Annotated in this window: 17 protein-coding genes; 13 read left to right on the top strand and 4 right to left on the bottom strand. The window is 67.0% G+C overall.

Annotation, left to right across the window (positions count from 1 at the left end):
- Positions 1-19: 19 nt before the first annotated feature.
- Positions 20-400, top strand: coding sequence for a hypothetical protein (locus tag WMC41_RS13140; protein WP_432343786.1), 381 nt, complete (start codon positions 20-22; stop codon positions 398-400).
- Positions 401-411: 11 nt separating this feature from the next.
- On the opposite strand, the gene WMC41_RS13135 is transcribed toward WMC41_RS13140, so the two are convergent.
- Together WMC41_RS13135 and WMC41_RS13130 are read right to left on the bottom strand one after the other, a co-directional pair.
- Positions 412-1,071: a glutathione S-transferase family protein gene (locus tag WMC41_RS13135; protein ID WP_432343784.1), complete on the bottom strand. Its 660-nt coding sequence runs from the start codon at positions 1,069-1,071 to the stop codon at positions 412-414.
- Between the two features lie 60 nt (positions 1,072-1,131).
- Complete coding sequence (locus WMC41_RS13130) at positions 1,132-1,275, bottom strand: hypothetical protein (RefSeq protein ID WP_432343782.1); 144 nt, start codon at positions 1,273-1,275, stop codon at positions 1,132-1,134.
- 160 nt (positions 1,276-1,435) lie between these two features.
- Between WMC41_RS13130 and WMC41_RS13125 the strand changes: the two genes are divergently transcribed.
- The 8 genes from WMC41_RS13125 (at position 1,436) to WMC41_RS13090 (ending at position 12,055) form a co-directional block, all read left to right on the top strand.
- A complete protein-coding gene (locus WMC41_RS13125; RefSeq protein WP_432343780.1) occupies positions 1,436-3,082 on the top strand; it encodes a phosphoethanolamine transferase in 1,647 nt (548 codons plus the stop codon).
- Between the two features lie 107 nt (positions 3,083-3,189).
- Positions 3,190-3,846 (top strand): response regulator transcription factor, encoded by a 657-nt coding sequence (locus tag WMC41_RS13120; protein ID WP_244766877.1) that lies wholly within the window; start codon positions 3,190-3,192, stop codon positions 3,844-3,846.
- Positions 3,843-5,228: a histidine kinase dimerization/phospho-acceptor domain-containing protein gene (locus tag WMC41_RS13115; RefSeq protein ID WP_432343778.1), complete on the top strand. Its 1,386-nt coding sequence runs from the start codon at positions 3,843-3,845 to the stop codon at positions 5,226-5,228. Before WMC41_RS13120 ends, WMC41_RS13115 begins: the two co-directional genes overlap by 4 nt.
- 172 nt (positions 5,229-5,400) lie before the next feature.
- Positions 5,401-5,622 (top strand): hypothetical protein, encoded by a 222-nt coding sequence (locus WMC41_RS13110; protein ID WP_288081257.1) that lies wholly within the window; start codon positions 5,401-5,403, stop codon positions 5,620-5,622.
- 149 nt (positions 5,623-5,771) lie between these two features.
- The gene (locus tag WMC41_RS13105; RefSeq protein WP_432343774.1) at positions 5,772-7,154 is read left to right on the top strand and encodes a sigma-54-dependent transcriptional regulator; all 1,383 of its coding nucleotides are present in this window, start codon (positions 5,772-5,774) and stop codon (positions 7,152-7,154) included.
- Positions 7,147-9,159: a sensor histidine kinase gene (locus WMC41_RS13100; RefSeq protein WP_432343772.1), complete on the top strand. Its 2,013-nt coding sequence runs from the start codon at positions 7,147-7,149 to the stop codon at positions 9,157-9,159. The genes WMC41_RS13105 and WMC41_RS13100 overlap by 8 nt, the downstream gene beginning before the upstream one ends.
- Before the next feature lie 237 nt (positions 9,160-9,396).
- On the top strand, positions 9,397-11,049 hold the full coding sequence (locus tag WMC41_RS13095) for an OFA family MFS transporter (protein WP_272805923.1): 1,653 nt from the start codon (positions 9,397-9,399) through the stop codon (positions 11,047-11,049).
- Between the two features lie 229 nt (positions 11,050-11,278).
- Positions 11,279-12,055 carry an SDR family oxidoreductase gene (locus WMC41_RS13090; protein WP_432343770.1) on the top strand — a complete coding sequence of 259 codons (777 nt, stop codon included), beginning with the start codon at positions 11,279-11,281 and terminating at the stop codon, positions 12,053-12,055.
- A gap of 324 nt (positions 12,056-12,379) precedes the next feature.
- On the opposite strand, the gene WMC41_RS13085 is transcribed toward WMC41_RS13090, so the two are convergent.
- Positions 12,380-12,634: a hypothetical protein gene (locus WMC41_RS13085; RefSeq protein WP_064330653.1), complete on the bottom strand. Its 255-nt coding sequence runs from the start codon at positions 12,632-12,634 to the stop codon at positions 12,380-12,382.
- Between the two features lie 70 nt (positions 12,635-12,704).
- Positions 12,705-13,553, bottom strand: coding sequence for a LysR family transcriptional regulator (locus tag WMC41_RS13080; protein WP_288081248.1), 849 nt, complete (start codon positions 13,551-13,553; stop codon positions 12,705-12,707).
- Positions 13,554-13,682: 129 nt separating this feature from the next.
- On the opposite strand from WMC41_RS13080, the gene WMC41_RS13075 reads away from it, so the two are divergent.
- Genes WMC41_RS13075 through WMC41_RS13060 form a run of 4 tightly spaced genes read left to right on the top strand, consistent with a single transcriptional unit; the run spans position 13,683 to position 20,950 of the window.
- A complete protein-coding gene (locus tag WMC41_RS13075) occupies positions 13,683-16,133 on the top strand; it encodes a GcvT family protein (protein ID WP_432343767.1) in 2,451 nt (816 codons plus the stop codon).
- Positions 16,130-18,577: a GcvT family protein gene (locus WMC41_RS13070; protein WP_432343765.1), complete on the top strand. Its 2,448-nt coding sequence runs from the start codon at positions 16,130-16,132 to the stop codon at positions 18,575-18,577. The genes WMC41_RS13075 and WMC41_RS13070 overlap by 4 nt, the downstream gene beginning before the upstream one ends.
- Positions 18,574-19,419 carry an isocitrate lyase/PEP mutase family protein gene (locus WMC41_RS13065; RefSeq protein ID WP_432343763.1) on the top strand — a complete coding sequence of 282 codons (846 nt, stop codon included), beginning with the start codon at positions 18,574-18,576 and terminating at the stop codon, positions 19,417-19,419. Before WMC41_RS13070 ends, WMC41_RS13065 begins: the two co-directional genes overlap by 4 nt.
- Entirely contained in the window at positions 19,412-20,950 is a 1,539-nt protein-coding gene (locus WMC41_RS13060; RefSeq protein WP_432343761.1) for a trimethylamine methyltransferase family protein, read from the top strand. Before WMC41_RS13065 ends, WMC41_RS13060 begins: the two co-directional genes overlap by 8 nt.
- Positions 20,951-20,955 lie beyond the last annotated feature (5 nt).

Raw genomic sequence — 20,955 nt, 5'->3', positions numbered from 1 at the left:
TCCTTGCAGAGGATGATGCATGCGCCTTCGAACCCTTGCCCTTGCCGCCGTGCTGCCCCTGTTCGCGTCTCCGCTCGCTGCCGCGCAGGATCGCTATATCGTCTGCGACAACGGCCTTCGCTGCGTGACGGCGCCGTGCCCGTCCTCCGCCATCCGCAATCTCGACAGCGGTGCGGAATCACGCGGCGTCTCCCCTGATATCGACGGGCTTGCCGAGGCGGACCGGCAGCGCATCCTCGAGACGGATGCGCTCTATTACGGCCGGCTTGTCCTGCGCGGCCATGTCGAGGATCGCGACCAGGAGATTGCCGGCAGGCGGCAGAGCCTGCCGGTCCTCGTCATAACCGGCATCGAGCGCGAGGCCACGGCCGATGAACGGCGGCACTGCCGCGCCGGCTAGCCGTTGGGTCTCTAGTCGCGGTCGGGCGCCCCGAGCGGGAAGAACTTCCGGAAGGGCCGCGCTTCGTCCACGGCGCGGGCGAAGGAGGGGCGGGCGAGCAGGCGCCGGCGATAGGCATGCACATTGGCGAAGGCCGGATCGATGGCGTGCGTCCAGTCCGCATAGAACAGGAAGGGAGCGGCGCCGCAGTCGGCCAGCGTGAAGGTGTCGCCCGTGGCCCAGATCCGGCCGTCCATGTGGCTGTCGAGCCAGGCATAGGCCCGCTCCAGAATGTCGCGTGCATCCTTCTCGCCGTAAGGATCGCGGTTCTCTTCCGGCCGGATGGCGTTGAAGACGATCCTCTGCTGCGGTGTCGAGACATAGTTGTCGAAGAAACGGTCGAGCATGCGCACCTCGATCGCCGCCTTCGGATCGTCGGGAATGAGCTTTACCGGCCCCGGGTAATGAAGCCCGAGATATTCGATGACGATGCTCGCTTCCACGATCGTCCGGTCGCCGTCGACCAGGATCGGGAAACGCTTGATCGGCCAGCGCCTCTCGAAATCGGCGATCGTCTCCGGATCGTTGTGGTCGAGCATGCGGTAGTCGAAACCGGTGCCGTTTTCGTAGAGCGCCGTCAGTGCCTTCTGGCAGTAGCTGGAAAAGGGATGGGCATAGAGAACGGGTTTCATGGCAACCTCCGCGTCTGCGGGATTTGTCGCAAATCCGATTGCATTTTGCAATCGGATTTTTCAACCCGCCCGCAGCATCAGCGCCTGCCTCAGGTCCTGGCCGTGGGGCCTTGAAAATTGCATCTGGGCGAGGGGGATCGACAGGACCAGGAAAACCAGGGCCGTCACGAACAGCGTTCCCGGATGCAGCAGTCTCGATCTCACGCGTCACCTCATATTCGAACAGCCGTCTTGTCCACCGCCAACCTGACGCCGCGCTGAACGTCGCCGCCGGGTTCGTTCAGGCGGCTGTCAGTTTCGCGGGGCAGGGAGGGGCGGGATGGTGGCCCGCGGGCTGCCGGAGACGCTTTCGAAAGGACATCCGATGCGCGAGACAACCGGCAAGGCCGGCTCCCCCGCCTTCTGGCGGCCGCAGCTCGGCAGCATTGCCGTCAGCATCCTGACGGCGCTCTACCTGCTGGCCTTGACCAACCGCAGCTTCTGGTCGAAGGGCTGGCTCTATCTCGATGGCCGGCCGACGACGTTCTTCTCCATCGCTATCGGCATCGCCTGCCTCTACATCGCGCTCTGCGTCGCGGTCTCGCTGAAATATGTGATGAAGCCGATCTTCATCCTGCTCATCCTGGCAAGTGCCGCCGGCGCCTGGTTCATGGACCGCTACGGCGTGATCATCGACATGGAGATGATCCGCAACGCGGCCGAGACGAACAGCGCGGAGGCCGGGCACCTGATCACGCCGGGTTTCGTCCTCCACATGCTGGTCTATGGCGTGCTGCCCGCAGCGCTTCTCCTGTGGGTCAGGGTCCGTCATCACACCTTCTTCTGGAAGCTGCGCGCCAATCTCGTGGTCATCCTGCCCGCGCTGGTCATCGCGCTGGTCGCCGGCCTTTCCCATGCCCGCGTCTATGCCGCCACCGTCCGGGCACATCACGACTGGTTCGAGACGCTGAACCCCTTCGTGCCGCTCGCCACGGCCGTGCAGTTCGCCGCCGGCCAGTCGGCCGATCGAAACGTCGTCGCCACCCCGCTCGGCACGGATGCCCGTGTCAGCGATGGTCCCGTCACCGGGCGCAAGCCGCGGCTGATGGTCGTCGTTGCCGGCGAGACGGCGCGCGCCGCCAATTTTTCGCTCGGCGGCTATGGGCGCGAGACCAATCCGGAACTGAAGACGAAGGATATTTTCTATTTCGGCGACACGACGAGCTGCGGCACGGCGACCGCCGTCTCGCTGCCGTGCATGTTCTCCGTCTATACCCGCGCCGACTATTCGCACCGCAGGGGGCTGGAGACCGAGAACCTGCTCGACGTGCTCGCCCATGCGGGCATCGCCGTCGAATGGTGGGACAACAATACCGGCAGCAAGAAGATCGCCGCCCGCGTGCGGGAGCGCTCGCTGGTCGGGGGCGGCAACCCGCGCGACTGCTCGGGCGGCGAGTGCCGGGACCAGGTGCTGCTCGATGCCCTCGACGCCTGGATCGGATCGGTGAAGGCGGACACCGTGCTGGTGCTGCACCAGATCGGCAGCCACGGCCCGTCCTATTGGCTGCGGTATCCGGAGGCATTCCGCCGCTTCAGGCCTGACTGCCGCAGCGCCGAGTTTTCCGATTGCACGCGCGAGGAGATCGTGAATGCCTATGACAACACGATCGCCTATACCGATCACATCCTCGCCGGCGTGATCGACCGGCTGCAGAAGGCCGAGGGCAGCCTCGACGTCTCGATGCTCTACATGTCCGACCACGGCGAATCGCTCGGCGAATTCGGCCTCTACCTGCACGGCGCGCCCTATATGATCGCGCCGGGCGAGCAGACCCATGTGCCCTTCGTGCTCTGGCTCGGCAAGGATGCGAAGGCCGCCTATTCCGGCGCCTGCCTCGATGCGGAGACGGCGAAGCCGCAATCGCACGACACGCTCTTCCACACCGTGCTCGGCATGATGCGGGTGGAAACCAGGGTGCGCGACCCCGCGCTCGACCTCCTGTCCGCCTGCCGGCGCGGCGCCGTGTCCTGATCGGGACGGACGATGGCGAGCCTGGCTTTCCCCGTGTATTCTCCGGTTTCGGAAGGTGACGCGCGGGCGCATGGGCGGGCCGTCGCATGGTGCGGAGAGACGGGCGCGTGAGGGTTCTGCTGATCGAGGACGATGCCGTTCTGGGCGAGGCGGTGCGCGACTACGTGGCCGGGCTCGGCCATGCGGTCGACTGGATGCAGACGCTCGAGGACGGCCGCACGGCGACGGATGCGGTCGGCTACGAGCTGATCCTGCTCGACCTGCGCCTGCCCGACGGCAGCGGGCTCTCGCTGCTGAAGGACCTGCGCCGCGCCGGCACGGCCGTGCCGGTCATCATCCTCACCGCGCATGACCAGATTTCCGACCGTATCGAGGGCCTGAACAGCGGGGCGGACGACTATCTCGTCAAGCCGTTCAACCTCGGCGAGCTCGGTGCGCGCATGCTTGCCGTCGCGCGGCGCTATGCGGCCTCCTCGCTGCCGGTGCTGGAAGCCGGCTCGATGGCGATCGCGCTGGCCGACCGCCGGGTCCTGCGCAACGGCGCGCCGGTCGATCTGTCCGGCCGCGAATGGGCCGTGCTGGCGCGGCTTGCCACGCGGCCGAATGCGGTCGTCTCCAAGGGCGAGATCGAGGAGGCGCTCTATGCCTTCGGTGCGGAGATCGAGAGCAACACGGTCGAGGTCTATGTCAGCCGGCTGCGCAAGAAGCTGGGCAAGGGCTGCGTCGAGACGCTGCGCGGCATCGGCTACAGGCTCGGCCGATGACGGGGCCGGCACCGCAGAGCGATGAGCGGCGCGCAAGCGCCTTCCGGCCGAAGAGCCTTGCCGGCCAGCTCATGCTGTGGATCACCGTCATCACCACCTGCCTCTGGCTCGTCGCCGTCGGCTTCGGCGCGCTCGTCATGCAGGACGAGTTCGGCGAGATCTTCGACAGCGCCCTGCAGGAGACGGCCGAGCGCCTGGTGCCGCTCGTCGTCGACGACCTCAACCGTCGCGACGACCTGAATGTCCCCCGGCGCATCGAGCGCTCGCCCGCGCAGCCCGGCGAGGAATACCTGACCTACCAGGTGCGTGACCGTGCGGGCCGCGTGCTGCTGCATTCGCACACCGCCTCGGCGGAGCCGTTCGACGTGCCGCTGAAGGTCGGCTTCCGGGATGGCGCGCGGGGGCGGGTCTACACCGCCGCGACGGCGGACGGGGCCATCTTCGTGCAGGTGGAGGATTCCGCCGAGGAACGGCGGGAGGCGATGGTCGAGGGCGCGCTGGCGCTGCTCCTGCCGGTGCTGCTGATCGTGCCGGCCACGGTGCTGGCCGTCTGGTTCGTCGTGCGCCGCGTGCTCCTGCCGGTCGAGACGCTGCGGGCGGCGATCGGTGAAAAGGACGGCGGCAATCTCGCGGCGATCGCGGCGGAGAACCTGCCGCGGGAACTGCAGCCGATCCTGCGCTCCGTCAACCTCCTGCTCGCGCGTCTGCGCGCCGTGCTGGCGGCGGAGCGGGAGTTCACCGCCAACAGCGCGCACGAACTGCGCACGCCGGTTGCCGGCGCGCTGGCGCAGACGCAGCTGCTCATGGCCGAGCTCAAGGACGCCCCGACCCACGCCCGCGCCCGGCAGATCGAGGCCTCCCTGCAGAAGCTGACGAAGCTTACCGAGAAGCTGCTCCAGCTCGCCCGCGCCGAGGCCGGGATCGGCGTCAGCGAGACGACCTTCGACCTCGTGGACGTGCTCGGCGTCGTCGTCACGGATTTCCAGCGCGCATCGGGCACCGCAAGCCGCATCCGTTTCCGGAGCGATCTTGCGGGACCGGCCCTGCGCGAGGGCACGGCCGACGCCTTCGCCATCGTGCTGCGCAACCTCGTCGAAAATGCGCTGCTGCACGGGCGGACGGACGAGCCCGTCGAAATCCGCCTGACCGAAACGGGCAATGTGTGCATCCGCAACGGCGCGGCGGCCATGTCGGAGGCGGAGCTGGCCGCGGTGCGCAAGCGCTTTTCCCGCGGCAGGACGCTCGCCGCAGGCTCGGGTCTCGGGCTTTCCATCGCCGACCGGCTCCTGGCACAGATGCGCGCCAGCCTCGTCCTCACATCGCCCGTTGCCGGGCGTGTTGACGGTTTCCAGGCAGACATCGTGTTTCCCGCGGCGCGGTGACGCCCGGCGGGCATGTCCGCGCCTCATTTCCGAACAGTCTCGTTTTGCAGCATTCGTGCGCGGGCAGCCCCGTCGCGATGCTCGCAATTTTTTCCATCGGCATGTGAGAAATATGTGGCTTTTTGCATTATTGTGTGGTTTTCTGTGGCTCTAATCAAAAAAGGTGGGGAACATGGGTCGCAAACCGGAAGACTATGCGCGGCTGCTCGCCAGCGCGCTTTGCAAACTGCATGCAGCGGAATGCCACGAGACATCGCCGCTCATCTCGGAAGACAGCATCCGCGTGATCAGCGAAACCATTGCCGTGGCGATGGAGGATGCTCGGAAAGTTCATGTCGAACAGGAGCTTGCGGCGATGCGTGAACGCCGTGAGCGCATTCATCTGCACTCCTGACATCTCGTCCCGCTCCGCCGCCATGCCTGCCTTGTGCTGGCGGCGGCGGCTTTCTATGGTAGGTGTTCAAGCCGTCCGGGCAAAAGCGTGCAGCGCTGCCGCATTCGGGCGTGCAAACCTGACGCGCCTGACCATCGGGAGGAGATGAGGTGCCGACTGAAGCCGCGCGCGTGCTGCGCGACACGTCCGCCGACCCGGAATTCGGGCCGTGGCTGGCGCAGGCCTCGATCCTCGTCGTCGACGACGAGCCGGGCATGCGCAACTTCCTGATGCGCACGCTCGGGCCGCGCTGCCGTCAGCTGGAGCTGGCGGCCGATACGGACGAGGCCTCGCGCAAGCTTGACCAGAACCATTTCGACGTGGTCATCCTCGACAACATCATGCCGAAGAAGAACGGCGTGGAATGGCTTGCCGAGCAGCGCGCCATCGGCTTCTTCGCCGATGCCATCCTGATGACCGCCTATGCCGATCTCGAAACCGCGATCCAGGCGCTGCGGGCCGGTGCGGTCGATTTCATCCTGAAACCCTTCCGCTCCAACCAGTTGCTCAATGCCGTCGCGCGCTGTCTCGACCGCATCCGCCTGCAGCGCGAAAACTACGTGCTGCGCTACGAATTGAAGGCGACGTCGGACCATATCCTCCTGCGCGACCGGCTGATCGGCGAATCGACCGCCATCGCCGGCGTGCGCGAAACCATCGCCCGCGTCGCGCCGCTGCCGACCTCGGTCCTGCTCACCGGCCAGTCCGGCACCGGCAAGGAAGTGGCGGCGCGCTCGCTGCACGCGCTGTCCGACCGCGCGGCGAAACCCTTCGTGCCGGTCAATTGCGGGGCGATCCCGGCGGACATGATCGAAAGCGAGCTGTTCGGCCACCTGAAGGGCGCCTTCACCGGCGCCGAACGGGCGCGCGAGGGGCTGTTCCTGCATGCGCAGGGCGGCACGCTCTTCCTCGACGAGATCAGCGAGATGCCGCCGGCCACGCAAAGCAAGCTGCTGCGCGTGCTGGAGGATCGCAAGGTGCGGCCCGTCGGCTCCGAACGCGAGGTGCCGGTCGACCTGCGCTTCGTCTTCGCCACCAATGCGGAGCTGGAAAAGGAGGTGCAGGCCGGGCGCTTCCGGGCCGATCTCTTCTTCCGCATCAATGTCATGCAGATCCATCTGCCGCCGCTGAAGGACCGCGACGGCGATGCGGTGGAGCTGGCCGTCCTCTTCATGAAGAAGCTCTCGGCGCAGCTCGCCATGCCCGCCGTGCCCATCGACGAGGCGGCCCGCCGGGCGCTGTCGGCCTATGACTGGCCGGGCAATGTGCGCGAACTGCGCAATCTCATCGAGCGCACGCTGATCCTCGGCCGCTTCCCGGACGGGTTCGGGCAGGCGGCGGCCGGCAGGGAGGGCGGCTCGCTTGCCGATGTCGAGCGGCGCCACATCCTCTCGGTGCTCACCGCCTGCAGCGGCCAGCGCGACGAGGCGGCGCGCCAGCTCGGCATTTCCCGCAAGACGATCGACCGCAAGCTGGCGGCCTGGGATGGCTGACGGCAGGCAGGGCGTCATCCGGCCGGCGCGCTCGGTGCGCTACCGGCTGCTGGCCATCGCGCTCCTGCCGATGCTGGTGATCCTGCCGCTCCTGCTCGGCATCACCGTCTACCGCTGGAACGAGAAGTTCGACGCGACGCTGATCTCCAAGGTCAACGGCGACCTCACCATCGCGCACCAGTATCTCGCCCATATCCTCGACAATACCGGCGAGCATGTCACCGCGCTCGGCGGCTCCGTGCGCTTCCGCGACAGTGCCGGCGACACCGGCGCGCTGAAAGCCCTGCTCGACGAGGCGCGGGCGCGGCTGGAGCTCGATTTCCTCTATGTCATCGCGCCCGACGGCCGGCTCGTCGTCTCCGTGACCGCGACCACGGCGGAAACGCTGCGCACCGACTGGCCGGTCATCCGCGATGCGCTGGCCGGCAAGCCGGCGACGGGGGTGGATATCTTCGAGAACGCCGATCTCGAACGGCTCTCGCCGGACCTTGCCGCCCGCGCGCGGCTGCCGCTCGTCTCGACCCCGAATGCGGTGCCGACCGAGCGCACAGAGGAGACGCGCGGCATGGTGGTGCAGAGCGCCAGCCCCGTTACGCTCGGCAACGGGCGCAAGGCGGTGCTCGTCGGCGGCATCCTGCTCAACCAGAACCTCGTCTTCATCGACACGATCAACGACCTCGTCTATCGCGAGGCGAGCCTGCCGGAGGGCAGCCAGGGCACGGCGACGCTGTTCCTCGACGACGTGCGCATCAGCACGAATGTGCGGCTGTTCGAAGGGCGCCGCGCGCTCGGCACGCGCGTCTCCGCCGCCGTGCGCTCGGCCGTGCTGGGCGAGGGGCGCACCTGGCTCGACAGCGCCTTCGTCGTCAACGACTGGTACATTTCCGCCTACGAGCCGATCACCGACAGCCGCGGCGAGCGCGTCGGCATGCTCTATGTCGGCTTCCTCGAGGCGCCGTTCACGGCGGCGAAGTACCAGACGGTGCTCACCATCGTCGCCGCCTTCCTCGCCATCACGGCGGCCAGCGTGCCGATCTTCCTGCGCTGGGCGCGCGGCATCTTCGAGCCGCTGGAGCGGGTGGACGCCACCATCGCGCGGGTGGAGAGCGGCGATCTCGGCGCGCGCACCGGCCCGGTTGACAGCCAGGACGAGATCGGCCGCGTCGCCGTGCATCTCGACGACCTCCTGAACCAGCTCGAGCAGAACGACCTGGAGCTGCGCCGCTGGAACGAGGAGCTGAATGCGCGCGTGGACGAGCGCACTCGCGAGCTGCAGCTCGCCAACCGCCGGCTGGAGGCGACGACCAAGCAGCTCATCCTGTCGGAAAAGCTGGCCGCCATCGGCGAGATCACCGCCGGCGTCGCCCACGAGATCAACAACCCGATCGCCGTCATGCAGGGCAATCTGGAGGTCATCCGTTCCGTCGTCGGCGACCGGGCGGCGCTGGCCAAGGTCGAGTTCCAGCTGCTCGACGATCAGATCCAGCGCATCAGCCAGATCGTCACGAAGCTCCTGCAATTCGCCAAGCCCGAGGAATTCGCCGGTTTCGTCGATCGCCATGCGTCCGGCACGGCCGTGGCCGATTGCTTGCCGCTCGTCCAGCACCTGCTCGCCAAGGCGGCGATCGAGGTGCGGCTGGAGGACACGGCCGAACGGCTGGTGCTGATGAACCGCACCGAGCTGCAGCAGGTCGTCGTCAACCTCGTCGTCAACGCCATCCACGCCATGCCGGATGGCGGCAGGCTCACCATCGTCACCCGCGACAGCGACCGCGGCGGGCGCCCGGGCGTCGAGATCGTCGTCAGCGATACCGGGATCGGCATGGAGCCGGATCTCGTCGCAAAGGTCTTCGACCCGTTCTTCACGACGAAGCGGCAGGAGGGCACGGGCCTCGGCCTTTCCATCAGCCAGACGCTGGTGACGCGGCAGGGCGGCGCCATCTCGGTGGCGAGCCGGCCGGGCGAGGGGGCGACCTTCACCATCTGGCTGCCCGAGGCGGCCTGACCGGACACTTTGTCCGCCCTTCGGACAAAGTGTCCGTTTTTCTCCCGTTTTTTCTTCCAACCGCCTGATTCCAAAGGGCATCCATTCTGGCATGGGCCTTGCTTCGGTCCGCGCGGGAGGTTCGGCCTCCGGCCGCCTGCGAGAGGGATGCAGGCATCCGGGCGTCGAAGGGCGGTTTTCGCCGGCTCCCCATCACGAAAATCTTCGCACCGAGGGGTGCGTCGCGGAGGAGACCCAATGACTGCATCGACCGAGACCTATGCCGGCGACTATTCCGGCAGTATCCTCGACCGGGAGCGCATCATCGCCAAACCCGGCTTCAACCGCTGGCTCGTGCCGCCGGCCGCGCTCGCCATCCATCTTTGCATCGGCATGGCCTACGGCTTCAGCGTGTTCTGGCTGCCGCTGTCCAAGGCGATTCCGGGCGCCGCCGACGCGGCCTGCGCCGACCTCAACCTCGTCTCCGCGCTCTTCACCACGAGCTGCAACTGGCGCGTCGCCGATCTCGGCTGGATCTATACGCTGTTCTTCGTGCTGCTCGGCTGCTCGGCGGCCATCTGGGGCGGCTGGCTGGAGCGCGTCGGCCCGCGCAAGGCGGGCTTCGTCTCGGCCTGCTGCTGGTGCGGCGGCATCGTCGTCGCGGCGATCGGCGTCATGACCCATCAATTGTGGCTGATGTGGCTCGGCGCGGGCGTCATCGGCGGCATCGGCCTCGGCCTCGGCTACATCTCCCCGGTCTCCACGCTGATCAAATGGTTCCCGGACCGGCGCGGCATGGCGACCGGCATGGCGATCATGGGTTTCGGCGGCGGCGCGATGATCGGCGCCCCGCTCGCCAACCTCCTGATGAACGTCTTCAAGACCGACACGACGGCCGGCGTCTGGCAGACCTTCCTCGTCATGGCCGCCATCTATTTCTGCTTCATGATGGGCGGCGCCTTCGGCTACCGCATTCCGCCGGCCGGCTGGCGGCCGGAAGGCTGGACGCCGCCGGCCTCCAAGTCGACGATGATCACCACCAGGCACGTGCACCTGCGCGACGCGCACAAGACGACGCAGTTCTGGCTGATCTGGCTGGTGCTCTGCCTCAACGTCTCGGCCGGCATCGGCGTCATCGGCATGGCCTCGCCGATGCTGCAGGAAATCTTCGGCGGCCGCCTCATCGGCCAGCCCGAGCTGAGTTTCGGCCAGCTCGATACCGACCAGAAGGCCGCCATCGCGGCGATCGCCGCGGGCTTCACCGGCCTGCTCTCGCTGTTCAACATCGGCGGGCGCTTCGTCTGGGCCTCGCTCTCCGACAAGATCGGCCGCAAGAACACCTATTATACCTTCTTCATCCTCGGCATCGTGCTCTACGCGCTGGCGCCGACGCTGGCCGACATGGGCAGCAAGGCGCTCTTCGTGCTCGCCTTCGGCATCATCCTGTCGATGTATGGCGGGGGCTTCGCCACGGTTCCGGCCTATCTCGCCGATATCTTCGGCACGCAGTTCGTCGGTGCGATCCACGGCCGCCTGCTGACCGCCTGGGCGACCGCCGGCATCGTCGGCCCGGTCGTGGTCAACTATATCCGCGAGGCGCAGATCGCCGCCGGCGTGGCGCCGGGGCCGGCGCTCTATACCGGCACCATGTACATCCTCGCCGGCATGCTGGCGCTCGGTCTCGTCGCCAACATGCTGGTGCGGCCGCTTGCCGACAAATGGTTCATGTCGGACGAGGAGGTTGCCTCCCTGCAGGCGAAGACCGCGGCCGCCAATGCCGGCCCGACCGGTTCCTTCGGCATCGGCAAGGGCGGGCTCGACGCCAAGGCGGTGCTCGCCTGGGCCGTCGTCGGCCTTCCGCTCCTCTGGGGCATCTGGGTGACGCTGAAGAGCACCGCCGCGCTGTTCTGAGATCCTCCCGCAGACGCCCTCTCCTCCGTTATGGTCGGGCTGGACCCGACCATCCACCGCCGCGGGTGAGACTTGGATCCTCAGGTTAAACCCGAGGATGACGATGGTGGGGGGCGATGCTTGTCGGAAAACCAGGTCCCCGGCCGGTGCCGGGGACTTTTTTATGACCGCTTGCAGCGGATGCGCTTTTCGAGCAAACCGGAAGGACGCGTCAAAGGAGGAGGACGACATGACCGAATGGGGCCGGACCGGCATGGGCAAGATCGCGCTGGTGACGGGCGGCGGCACGGGCATCGGCCTTGCCATCGCCCGGGGCCTCAGCGCCGAGGGTTATGCGGTCGTCGTCACCGGCCGCCGGGCCGCGGTGCTGGAGGAGGCCGCCGCCGCCATCACCGGTGAAACGGGCAATCCGGTCCGCGCGATTTCCTGCAATGTCGGCGATCCGGGCGAGGTCGCCGCGGTCTTTGCCGAGATCAGGCGTGCTTTCGGCCGGCTCGACGTGCTGGTCAACAATGCCGGCTCCAACGTCTCCCCGGCGCTGCTGGAGGACATTCCCTTCGAGGAGTGGAGCAACATCCTCGCCGCGAACCTGACGGGTGCCTTCCTCTGCACCCAGCAGGCCTTCAGGCTGATGAAGGACCAGAGCCCGCGCGGCGGGCGCATCATCAACAACGGCTCGATCTCCGCGACCGCGCCGCGGCCGAACTCCGCGCCCTATACGGCGACGAAGCACGCCATCACCGGCCTTACCAAATCGACCGCCCTCGACGGGCGCAAATACGACATCGCCTGCGGCCAGATCGATATCGGCAATGCGGCGACGGACATGACGAAGCGCATGAGCACCGGTGTGCTCCAGCCGAACGGCGATGTGGTCGCCGAGCCGACCATGCCGGTCAAGCACGTCGCCGACGCGGTGGTCTACATGGCCAGCCTGCCGCTCGATGCCAATGTGCTGAACATGACGGTCATGGCGACGACCATGCCCTTCGTCGGGCGCGGGTAGAGGGAAGCGCGCAACGGCTCCCTGTCGTGCCTTGCGGCGTACCCCCTCTGCCCTGCCGGGTATCCCCCGTTGAGGGCAGGCGAATTGCATATGGAATGAGGCGACGCATCTTGCCCCTTCTCCCCCGCGGGGAGAAGGTCGCGGCAGCGGGATGAGGGGGTGGCGCAGACGTCAGACGGTGTGCAAGCCCCCTCATCCGGCCCTTCGGGCCACCTTCTCCCCGCGGGGGAGAAGGGGAAAGCAGCAGCGTGCTGCCTATGCAATTCGCCTGCCGCTTGCCGGGGAGATGCCCGGCAGGGCAGAGGGGGGCTGAAACCCGAAACCTTACCGCCGCGGCTCGCCACCCTCGGCGTAGACGGTTTTCTGCTGGAACTTGAAAACATGGCCGCAGCGGCAGCGCAGCATGTGCTTGTCCGGATATTTCGAGGCGCGCTCCGTGAGGAAGCCGCGCGGCAGCGAATCGATGGTGAAATCCGGGTGCTTGCGGCTCGGCATGTCGTCTTCCGAGACCTCGGCATAACCGGAATTGCCGCACATGGCGCATTCGAGCTTGCGCGAATAGCGGTCACGGGCGGCCATGGAAACTCCTTCGTCAAATGTCGGCGGACCGTTCATAGGCGCAGCGGCGGGCCGTTTCAATGGCCGCATGTCACGCGGCGAGCAAGGCCTGCATGATGGCGACGATGCGCCGGTGCTGGTGGGCGTGGCGCGTGCGCACATTGGTGGCGGCATAGACGGCCTGCGCGATCGGCTCGGCGCCGGTAACGCGGCTTGCCGCGCCGGAGCGCAGCAGCCGCTTCGCATCGGGCGCCATCACGAAGGCGGAGCCGCCGAGCTTCTGCAGCAGGGCGAGGACCGCCGTCGTCTCGCCGCTGGCGATCGGCGCGGTCGAGAGGGTCGGATGCGCCTCGCGGTGCAGCCGGTCGAAGGCGGGGGAATAGACGGCCTGGATATAGTCCTCCGGCCGGACGTCCTCGATCCGCGCCACCCTGTTGCTCACCATCTCGTAGTGCACCTCGCCGATGCGCTCATAGGCAAGGTCCGGCAGGTAGTGCGGGGTGAAGAGGATCGCAAGGTCGAGGTCGCCCGCGCCGAGGTCGCGGTTCATCTGGTTGGAATAGTCGACCTCCACATAGATCGAGGTGGCCGGCAGCTCCCTGCGCACCGCCGCCAGCCAGTCGCCGGCGAAGTGGGCGGCAAGGTCATGCTGCAGGCCGATGCGCATGGAGCGCTCGTAGGCGCCGGCCGTTTCCACCGCGCGCGCCGCCTCGTGCCACTGGTGCTGCAGCGCCTTGGCGTGATCGAGGAAGCGCAGGCCCGCCGCGGTCGGCTGCGTGCCGCCCTTGTTGCGCGCGAAGAGCTTTCGCGCGAACATCGCTTCCAGCGCGTTGATGCGGTGCGTGACCGTCGACTGCGTGATGTTCAGCCGCTCCGCCGTGCGGTTGAAATTGCGCGTTTCCATCAGGTCGAGGAATGTCTCAATCAGGACAATTTGCATGAATGCGCCGATTTTTCCCAGTGTTCGGCGGAAGTGTAATCGAGAAAGTCGATTAATAAAGCAAAATCCAACCGCTTGCTGCGCGTCGCTTTGGTTGCCACAAATCCGGGGCAAAGAAGGGGAACGAGAATGTCCGCACTGCCAAGCCATGCCCGTGTCGTCATCATCGGCGGAGGCGCCGTCGGGGCGTCGGCACTCTACCATCTGGCGAAGGCCGGGTGGACGGATTGCGTGCTTCTGGAAAAGAACGAGCTGACCGCCGGCTCCACCTGGCACGCCGCCGGCAACGTGCCGACCTTCTCCTCCTCCTGGTCGATCATGAACATGCAGCGCTATTCCGCCGCGCTCTACCGCGAGCTGGGCGCGCTGGTCGACTATCCGATGAACTACCACGTCACCGGCTCGATCCGCCTCGGCCATTCGAAGGAGCGGTTGCAGGAGTTCAAGCGCGTCGTCGGCATGGGCCGCTACCAGGGCATGGACCTTGACATCCTCTCGCCGGACGAGATGCGCGGCAAATACCCGTTTCTCGAAACGCACGACCTCACCGGCGCGCTCTACGATCCCTATGACGGCGACATCGACCCCGCGCAGCTGACCCAAGCCCTAGCGAAGGGCGCGCGCGACATGGGCGCGAAGATCTTCCGCTTCTGTCCGGCGACCGGCGCGCGGCGCGAGGGCGAGGAATGGGTGATCTCGACGCCTCAGGGCGAGATCCGCTGCGAGAAGGTCGTCAACGCCGCCGGTTATTATGCGCGGGAAGTCGGCAAATGGTTCGGCCGCGACGTGCCGATGATGGTGATGAGCCATCAATACATGCTGTTCGAGGAAATCCCGGAACTTGCCGCCTGGTCGAGGGAAGCCGGCCACAAGCTGCCGCTGCTGCGCGACGTGGATTCGTCCTATTATCTCCGCCAGGAGAAGACGGGCATGAACCTCGGCCCCTACGAGCGGAACTGCAAGGCGCACTGGACGACGCCCGACGATCCGATGCCGGACGATTTCTCCTTCCAGCTCTTCCCGGACGATCTCGACCGCCTCGAATGGTATCTCAACGACGCCGTCGAGCGCGTGCCGATCCTCGGCACCGCCGGCCTGTCGCGCATGATCAACGGTCCCATCCCCTATGCGCCGGACGGCAACCCGCTACTCGGCCCGATGCCCGGCGTGCCGAACGCCTATGAGGCCTGCGTCTTCACCTTCGGCATCTGCCAGGCGGGCGGCGCGGGCAAGGTGCTGGCCGAATGGGTGACGGAGGGCGAGACGGAATGGGACATGTGGTCCTGCGACCCGCGCCGCTACACGAGCTTCGCCGCCGACAAGGACTATTGCGTGGCCAAGGGCATGGAGGTCTACGGCCACGAATATGCCATGCATTTCCCGAAACACGCCTGGCCGGCCGGGCGGAACCAAAAGCTCTCGCCGATCCACGACCGCATCGCGGCGCTCGGCGCGCAGTTCAAGCCCTATAACGGCTGGGAGCGCGCCAGCTGGTATGCGCAGGACGGCGACGACACGTCGGAGGCCGCGACCCAGACCTGGAACCGTGAGGGCCCGTGGCGACCGCGCATCGAGGCGGAGTGCCGCTCCGTCACCGCGGCCGCCGGCATCCTCGACCTTCCCGGCTTCTCGCGCTTCCGCGTGAAGGGGGAGGGCGCGACGGCCTGGCTCTCCTCGCTGATCACCGGCCGCGTGCCGAAACCGGGCCGCATCGGGCTTGCCTATTTTTCCGACGACAAGGGCCGCATCGTCACGGAAATGTCCGTCATGATGCTGGCCGAGGATTTCTTCTTCCTCATCACCGCCGCGACCGCGCAGTGGCACGATTTCGAGTGGCTGCAAAAGCACCTGCCGGAAAATCCCGTCTTCACGCTGGAGGACGTCACCGAAAACTTTTCCTGCCAGATCCTCTCCGGCCCGAATTCCCGCGCCATCCTTGCCGATGTCTGCAAGGCCGATCTCACCATGCCCTGGCTCACCCACCAGCCGGTGGCGATCGCCGGCCGCTGGTGCCAGCTGGTGCGCGTCTCCTTCGCCGGCGAACTCGGCTGGGAAATCCACACCAAGGTGGAGGACACGGCCGTCATCTTCGATACCGTCTGGGCGGCGGGGCAGAAGCATGGCCTGAAGCCCTTCGGCATGGAGGCGCTCGACAGCCTGCGCATCGAGAAGGGCTATCGCGCCTGGAAGGGCGATCTTTCGACCGATTACACCATCCTGCAGGGCGGCCTTGAACGCTTCGTCGACTGGTCGAAACCGGACTTCAAGGGCAAGGCGGCGCTGGAGCGGGAAAGGCAGCAGGGGGTGAGCAAGCGCTTCGTGCTGCTGACCGTCGAGGCCGGCGATTGCGATGCGCCCTACATGTCGACGCTCTGGCACGGCGGCAAGGTGGTGGGCGAGACGACCTCCGGCAACTGGGGCTATCGCACCGGCAGGTCCATCGCGCTCGGCATGCTGAAGGCGAACCTTGCCGTGCCCGGCACGGAGATCGAGGTGGAAATCTACGGCGAGCGCTTCAAGGCGACCGTCCAGCCCGACGGCCCGCTCTTCGACCCCAACAATGAAAGACTGCGCGCATGACGAAGCCCATCCCTTCCAAGGCAAGAGCCGTCATCATCGGCGGCGGCGTCTCCGGCTGCTCGGTCGCCTATCACCTGGCAAAACTCGGCTGGACGGACGTGGTGCTGCTGGAGCGCAAGCAGCTCACCTCCGGCACCACCTGGCATGCCGCCGGCCTCATCGGCCAGCTTCGCGCCTCGCAGAACATGACGCGGCTCGCCAAATATTCCGCCGACCTCTACGTCAAGCTCGAGGCCGAGACGGGCATCGGCACCGGCATGCGCCAGTGCGGCTCGATGACGGTGGCGCTGACGGAGGAGCGCAAGGAGGAGATCTACCGCCAGGCCTCGCTCGCCCGCGCTTTCGACATCGACGTGCGCGAGATCACCGTCGAGGAGGTGAAGGCGCTCTATCCGCATCTCAACACGGCGGATGTCAAGGCCGCCGTGCATCTGCCGCTCGACGGCCAGTGCGACCCGGCGAACATCGCCATGGCCTTGGCGAAGGGCGCGCGGCAGAACGGGGCGACCGTCCTCGAAGGCGTCAAGGTGACGTCGGTGCTGACGAAGGACGGCCGCGTGACGGGCGTCGCCTGCGAGCAGAACGGCGAGACCTTCACCATCGAGACGGAAAACGTCGTCAACGCCGCCGGCATGTGGGGCCGCACGCTGGCCGACATGTCGGGCGTCACCCTGCCGCTGCACGCCTGCGAGCATTTCTACATCGTCACCGAGCCGATCCCGAACCTGCAAAGGCTGCCGGTGCTGCGCGTGCCGGACGAATGCACCTATTACAAGGAGGACGCCGGCAAGATGCTGATCGGCGCCTTCGAACTGAAGGCCAAGCCCTGGGGCGTGGACGGCATTTCGGAGGACTTCTGCTTCGACCAGCTTCCGGAGGATTTCGACCACTTCCAGCCGATCCTCGAAAACGCGATCCACCGCATGCCGATGCTGGAGACGGCCGGCATCCACACCTTCTTCAACGGTCCGGAGAGCTTTACGCCCGACGACCGCTACTATCTCGGCGAGGCGCCGGAGCTGAAGGGCTACTGGGTCGCCGCCGGCTACAATTCCATCGGCATCGTCTCCTCCGGCGGGGCCGGCATGGCGCTCGCCCAGTGGATGAACGACGGCGAAGCGCCGTTCGATCTCTGGGAGGTGGATATCCGCCGCGCCCAGCCGTTCCAGAAGAACCGCGCCTATCTCAGGGACCGCGTCTCCGAAACGCTCGGTCTGCTCTATGCCGATCACTTCCCCTATCGCCAGATGGCGACGGCGCGCGGCGTGCGCCGCTCGCCGCTGCACGAGCACCTGAAGGCCCGCGGCGCCGTCTTCGGCGAGGTCGCCGGCTGGGAGCGCGCCAACTGGTTCGCCAAAGAGGGGCAGGAGCGGGAGTACCGCTATTCGTGGAAGCGGCAGAACTGGTTCGAGAACCAGCGCGAGGAGCATCTTGCCGTGCGCAAAGGCGTCGGCCTGTTCGACATGACGTCCTTCGGCAAGATCCGCGTCGAGGGCCGCGATGCGCTCGCCTTCCTGCAGAAACTCTGCGCCAACCAGATGGACGTCGCCCCCGGCCGGATCGTCTACACGCAGATGCTCAACGCGCGCGGCGGCATCGAGAGCGACCTGACGGTGACGCGCCTTTCGGAGACCGCCTTCTTCCTCGTCGTGCCCGGCGCCACGCTGCAGCGTGACCTTGCCTGGCTGCGCAAGCACCTCCGCGACGAGTTCGTCGTCATCACCGATGTCACGGCGGCCGAAAGCGTGCTCTGCGTCATGGGGCCGAAGGCGCGCGAGCTGATGCGGAAGGTAAGCCCGAACGACTTTTCCAATGCGGCGCATCCCTTCGCCACGGCGCGGCAGATCGAGGTGGGCATGGGCCTTGCCCGGGCGCACCGCGTCACCTATGTCGGCGAACTCGGCTGGGAGCTTTACGTTTCCACCGACCAGGCGGCCCATGTCTTCGAGGCGCTGGAGGCGGCGGGGGCGGATGTCGGCCTCAAACTCTGCGGCCTGCATACGCTCGACAGTTGCCGGATCGAGAAGGCCTTCCGCCATTTCGGCCATGACATCACCGACGAGGACCATGTGCTGGAAGCCGGCCTCGGCTTTGCCGTGCGCACGAGGAAGGGCGATTTCATCGGCCGCGACGCGGTGCTGCGGAAGGAAGAAGCGGGGTTGAAGCGCCGCATGATGCAGTTCAGGCTGACCGATCCCGGGCCGCTGCTCTTCCACAACGAGGCGCTGGTGCGCGATGGCAGGATCGTCTCGACCGTCACCTCGGGCAATTATGGCCACTATCTCGGCGGCGCGATCGGCATGGGCTACGTGCCGTGCGCCGGCGAGAGCGAGGCGGATGTGCTGGCCTCCAACTACGAGATCGAAATCGCCGGCGTGCGGGTGAAGGCCGAGGCCTCGCTCGTGCCCATGTACGATCCGAAAGCCGAGAGGGTCCGCGCGTGAAAAACCTTGCCGAACGCCACCGGCGTTTTCATGCCCTGCACCAGTCGGGCTGCTTCGTCATCCCCAATCCGTGGGACATGGGCTCCGCTCGCATGATGGCGGCGTCGGGCGCCGTGGCGCTCGCCACCACCTCCGCCGGCTTCGCCTTCACGCTCGGCCGGCCCGACATGGGCCGCGTGACGCGCGATGAGGCGCTGCGGCATGCGGAGGACATCGTGCGCGCCACGCCTCTGCCGGTCTCGGGCGATTTCGAGAACGGTTTTGCCGATGCGCCGGACGACGTGGCCGAAACGATCCGGCTCGCCGCCGAGGTCGGGCTTTCCGGCTGCTCGATCGAGGACACGCGGATGGTCGGGGGCAACCCCGCCTATGCCTTCGATCTCGCCGTGGAGCGCATCCGTGCCGCCGCCGATGCCGCCCGTTCGCTCGGCCATCCCTTCGTTCTCTGCGCCAGGGCCGATGGCGTGATGAACGGTGTCTACGACCTCGACGAGGCGATCCGGCGCATCCAGGCCTTCGAGAAGGCGGGCGCGGACCTCGTCTATGTGCCGGTGCCGCCGGGACCGGAGGAGCTGAGGCGCGTCGTGCAATCGGTCGGGGTGCCGGTGAACGGGCTTGCCGCGGGGCCGCTGCGCCAGCTCACCGTGCCGGACTTCGCCGCGCTCGGCGTGCGGCGCATCTCGCTCGGCTCGATGATCGCCCGCGTCACCCACGCCGCGATCGCGGAGCAGATGGACGCCATCGTGAAGGATGGCAGTTTCGCGAAATTGTCTGCCGCGGCGTCGGGGGACCTCATCAACAGGATGCTTGCCGCCGGTGCGGGGGAGACGGGTCATGAGTGAACAGGCAGTTTTGTCCCGGCGGTCCGGCGGGCGTGCGGCACGGGTCGCCATGCGCGCCGCGCCGCTGGCGGAAAATGTCCGGCCGGTGCGGCCGGGCCTTCCCGGCGGCCAGTACAAGCCGCTGACGGAGGCGGGCGTGCGCCGCATCCACGAGGCGGCGCTGGATGCGCTGGAGAATATCGGCCTCGCCAATGCGCCGAAATCCGGCGTCGAGATCATGACCGGGGCCGGCGCCATCCTCGGCGAAGACGGGCGCCTGCGCTTTCCGCGCGCGCTGGTGGAGGACATGCTGGCGCTTGCCGCGCGCGACATCACGCTCCATGGCCGCGATCCGAAATACGACCTCGAGCTCACCGGCACCCGCGTCTATTACGGCACGGCGGGCGCGGCGGTGCATATCGTCGATGTCGAGAAGCGGGAATATAGGGAATCGACGGCGAAGGACCTCTTCAACGCCGCCCAGCTCGTCCATCACCTCGACAATGTGCATTTCTTCCAGCGGGCGATGGTCTGCCGCGACGTTGCCGACAATTTCCTGATGGACATCAACACGCTCTACGGCTGCTGCGCCGGCACGTCGAAACATGTCGGCACCAGCTTCTCCGATCCCTCGCATGTCGCCGGCTGCTTCGACCTCATCCACATGATGGCGGGCGGCGAGGACAAGTGGCGGGCACGGCCCTTCGTGTCGAATTCCAACTGCTTCGTCGTGCCGCCGATGAAGTTCGCGGAGGAAAGCTGCATCACCATGGAGGCCTGCATCCGGGCCGGCATGCCGATCCTGCTGCTCTCGGCCGGGCAGGCCGGCGCGACGGCGCCGGCGCCGCTTGCCACCGCCATCGTGCAGGCTGTCGCCGAGTGCCTTGCGGGCGTCGTCTATGTCAATGCCATGGCGCCCGGCCATCCGGCGATCTTCGGCACCTGGCCCTTCGTGTCGGACCTCAGGACGGGCGCCATGTCGGGCGGTTCGGGCGAGCAGGCGCTGCTGACGGCGGGCTGCGCGCAGATGCACCAGTTCTACCGGCTTCCCGGAGGCGCGGCGGCGGGCATCGCCGATTCCAAGCTGCCGGACATGCAGGCCGGCTGGGAACAGGCGATCTCCAACGTCATGGCGGGGCTTTCCGGCCTCAACATGGTCTATGAGGCGGTCGGCATGCATGCCTCGCTGCTCGGCTTCTGCCTGGAAAGCCTCGTTCTCGGCGATGATCTTCTCGGCCAGGTGCAGCGCTGCGTGCGCGGCATCGACGTGACGGAGGATTCCGTCTCGCTGGAGACCATGCGCTCCGTCTGCCTCGATGGGCCGGGCCACTATCTCGGCGACCCGCAGACCCTGTCGCTGATGCAGACGGAGTATGTCTACCCCGCCGTCGCCGACCGCACGAGCCCGAAGGAATGGGCCGAGATCGGCCGGCCGGACCTCGTGCAGAAGGCGATCGAGCGCAAGAACCGCATTCTTTCCGAAGCCGGCGGCCCGCTTTTCGATTTTACGACGGACCAGGCGGTGCGGGAGAAGTTCAAGATCTACTTCTGACGCCT

The sequence above is a fragment of the Shinella yambaruensis genome, assembly GCF_050859155.1.
In the GTDB taxonomy this organism is placed as follows: Bacteria; Pseudomonadota; Alphaproteobacteria; order Rhizobiales; family Rhizobiaceae; genus Shinella; species Shinella yambaruensis.
Note: the sequence above shows the minus strand (reverse complement) of the source record. Positions and strands in the feature narration are given on the sequence as shown.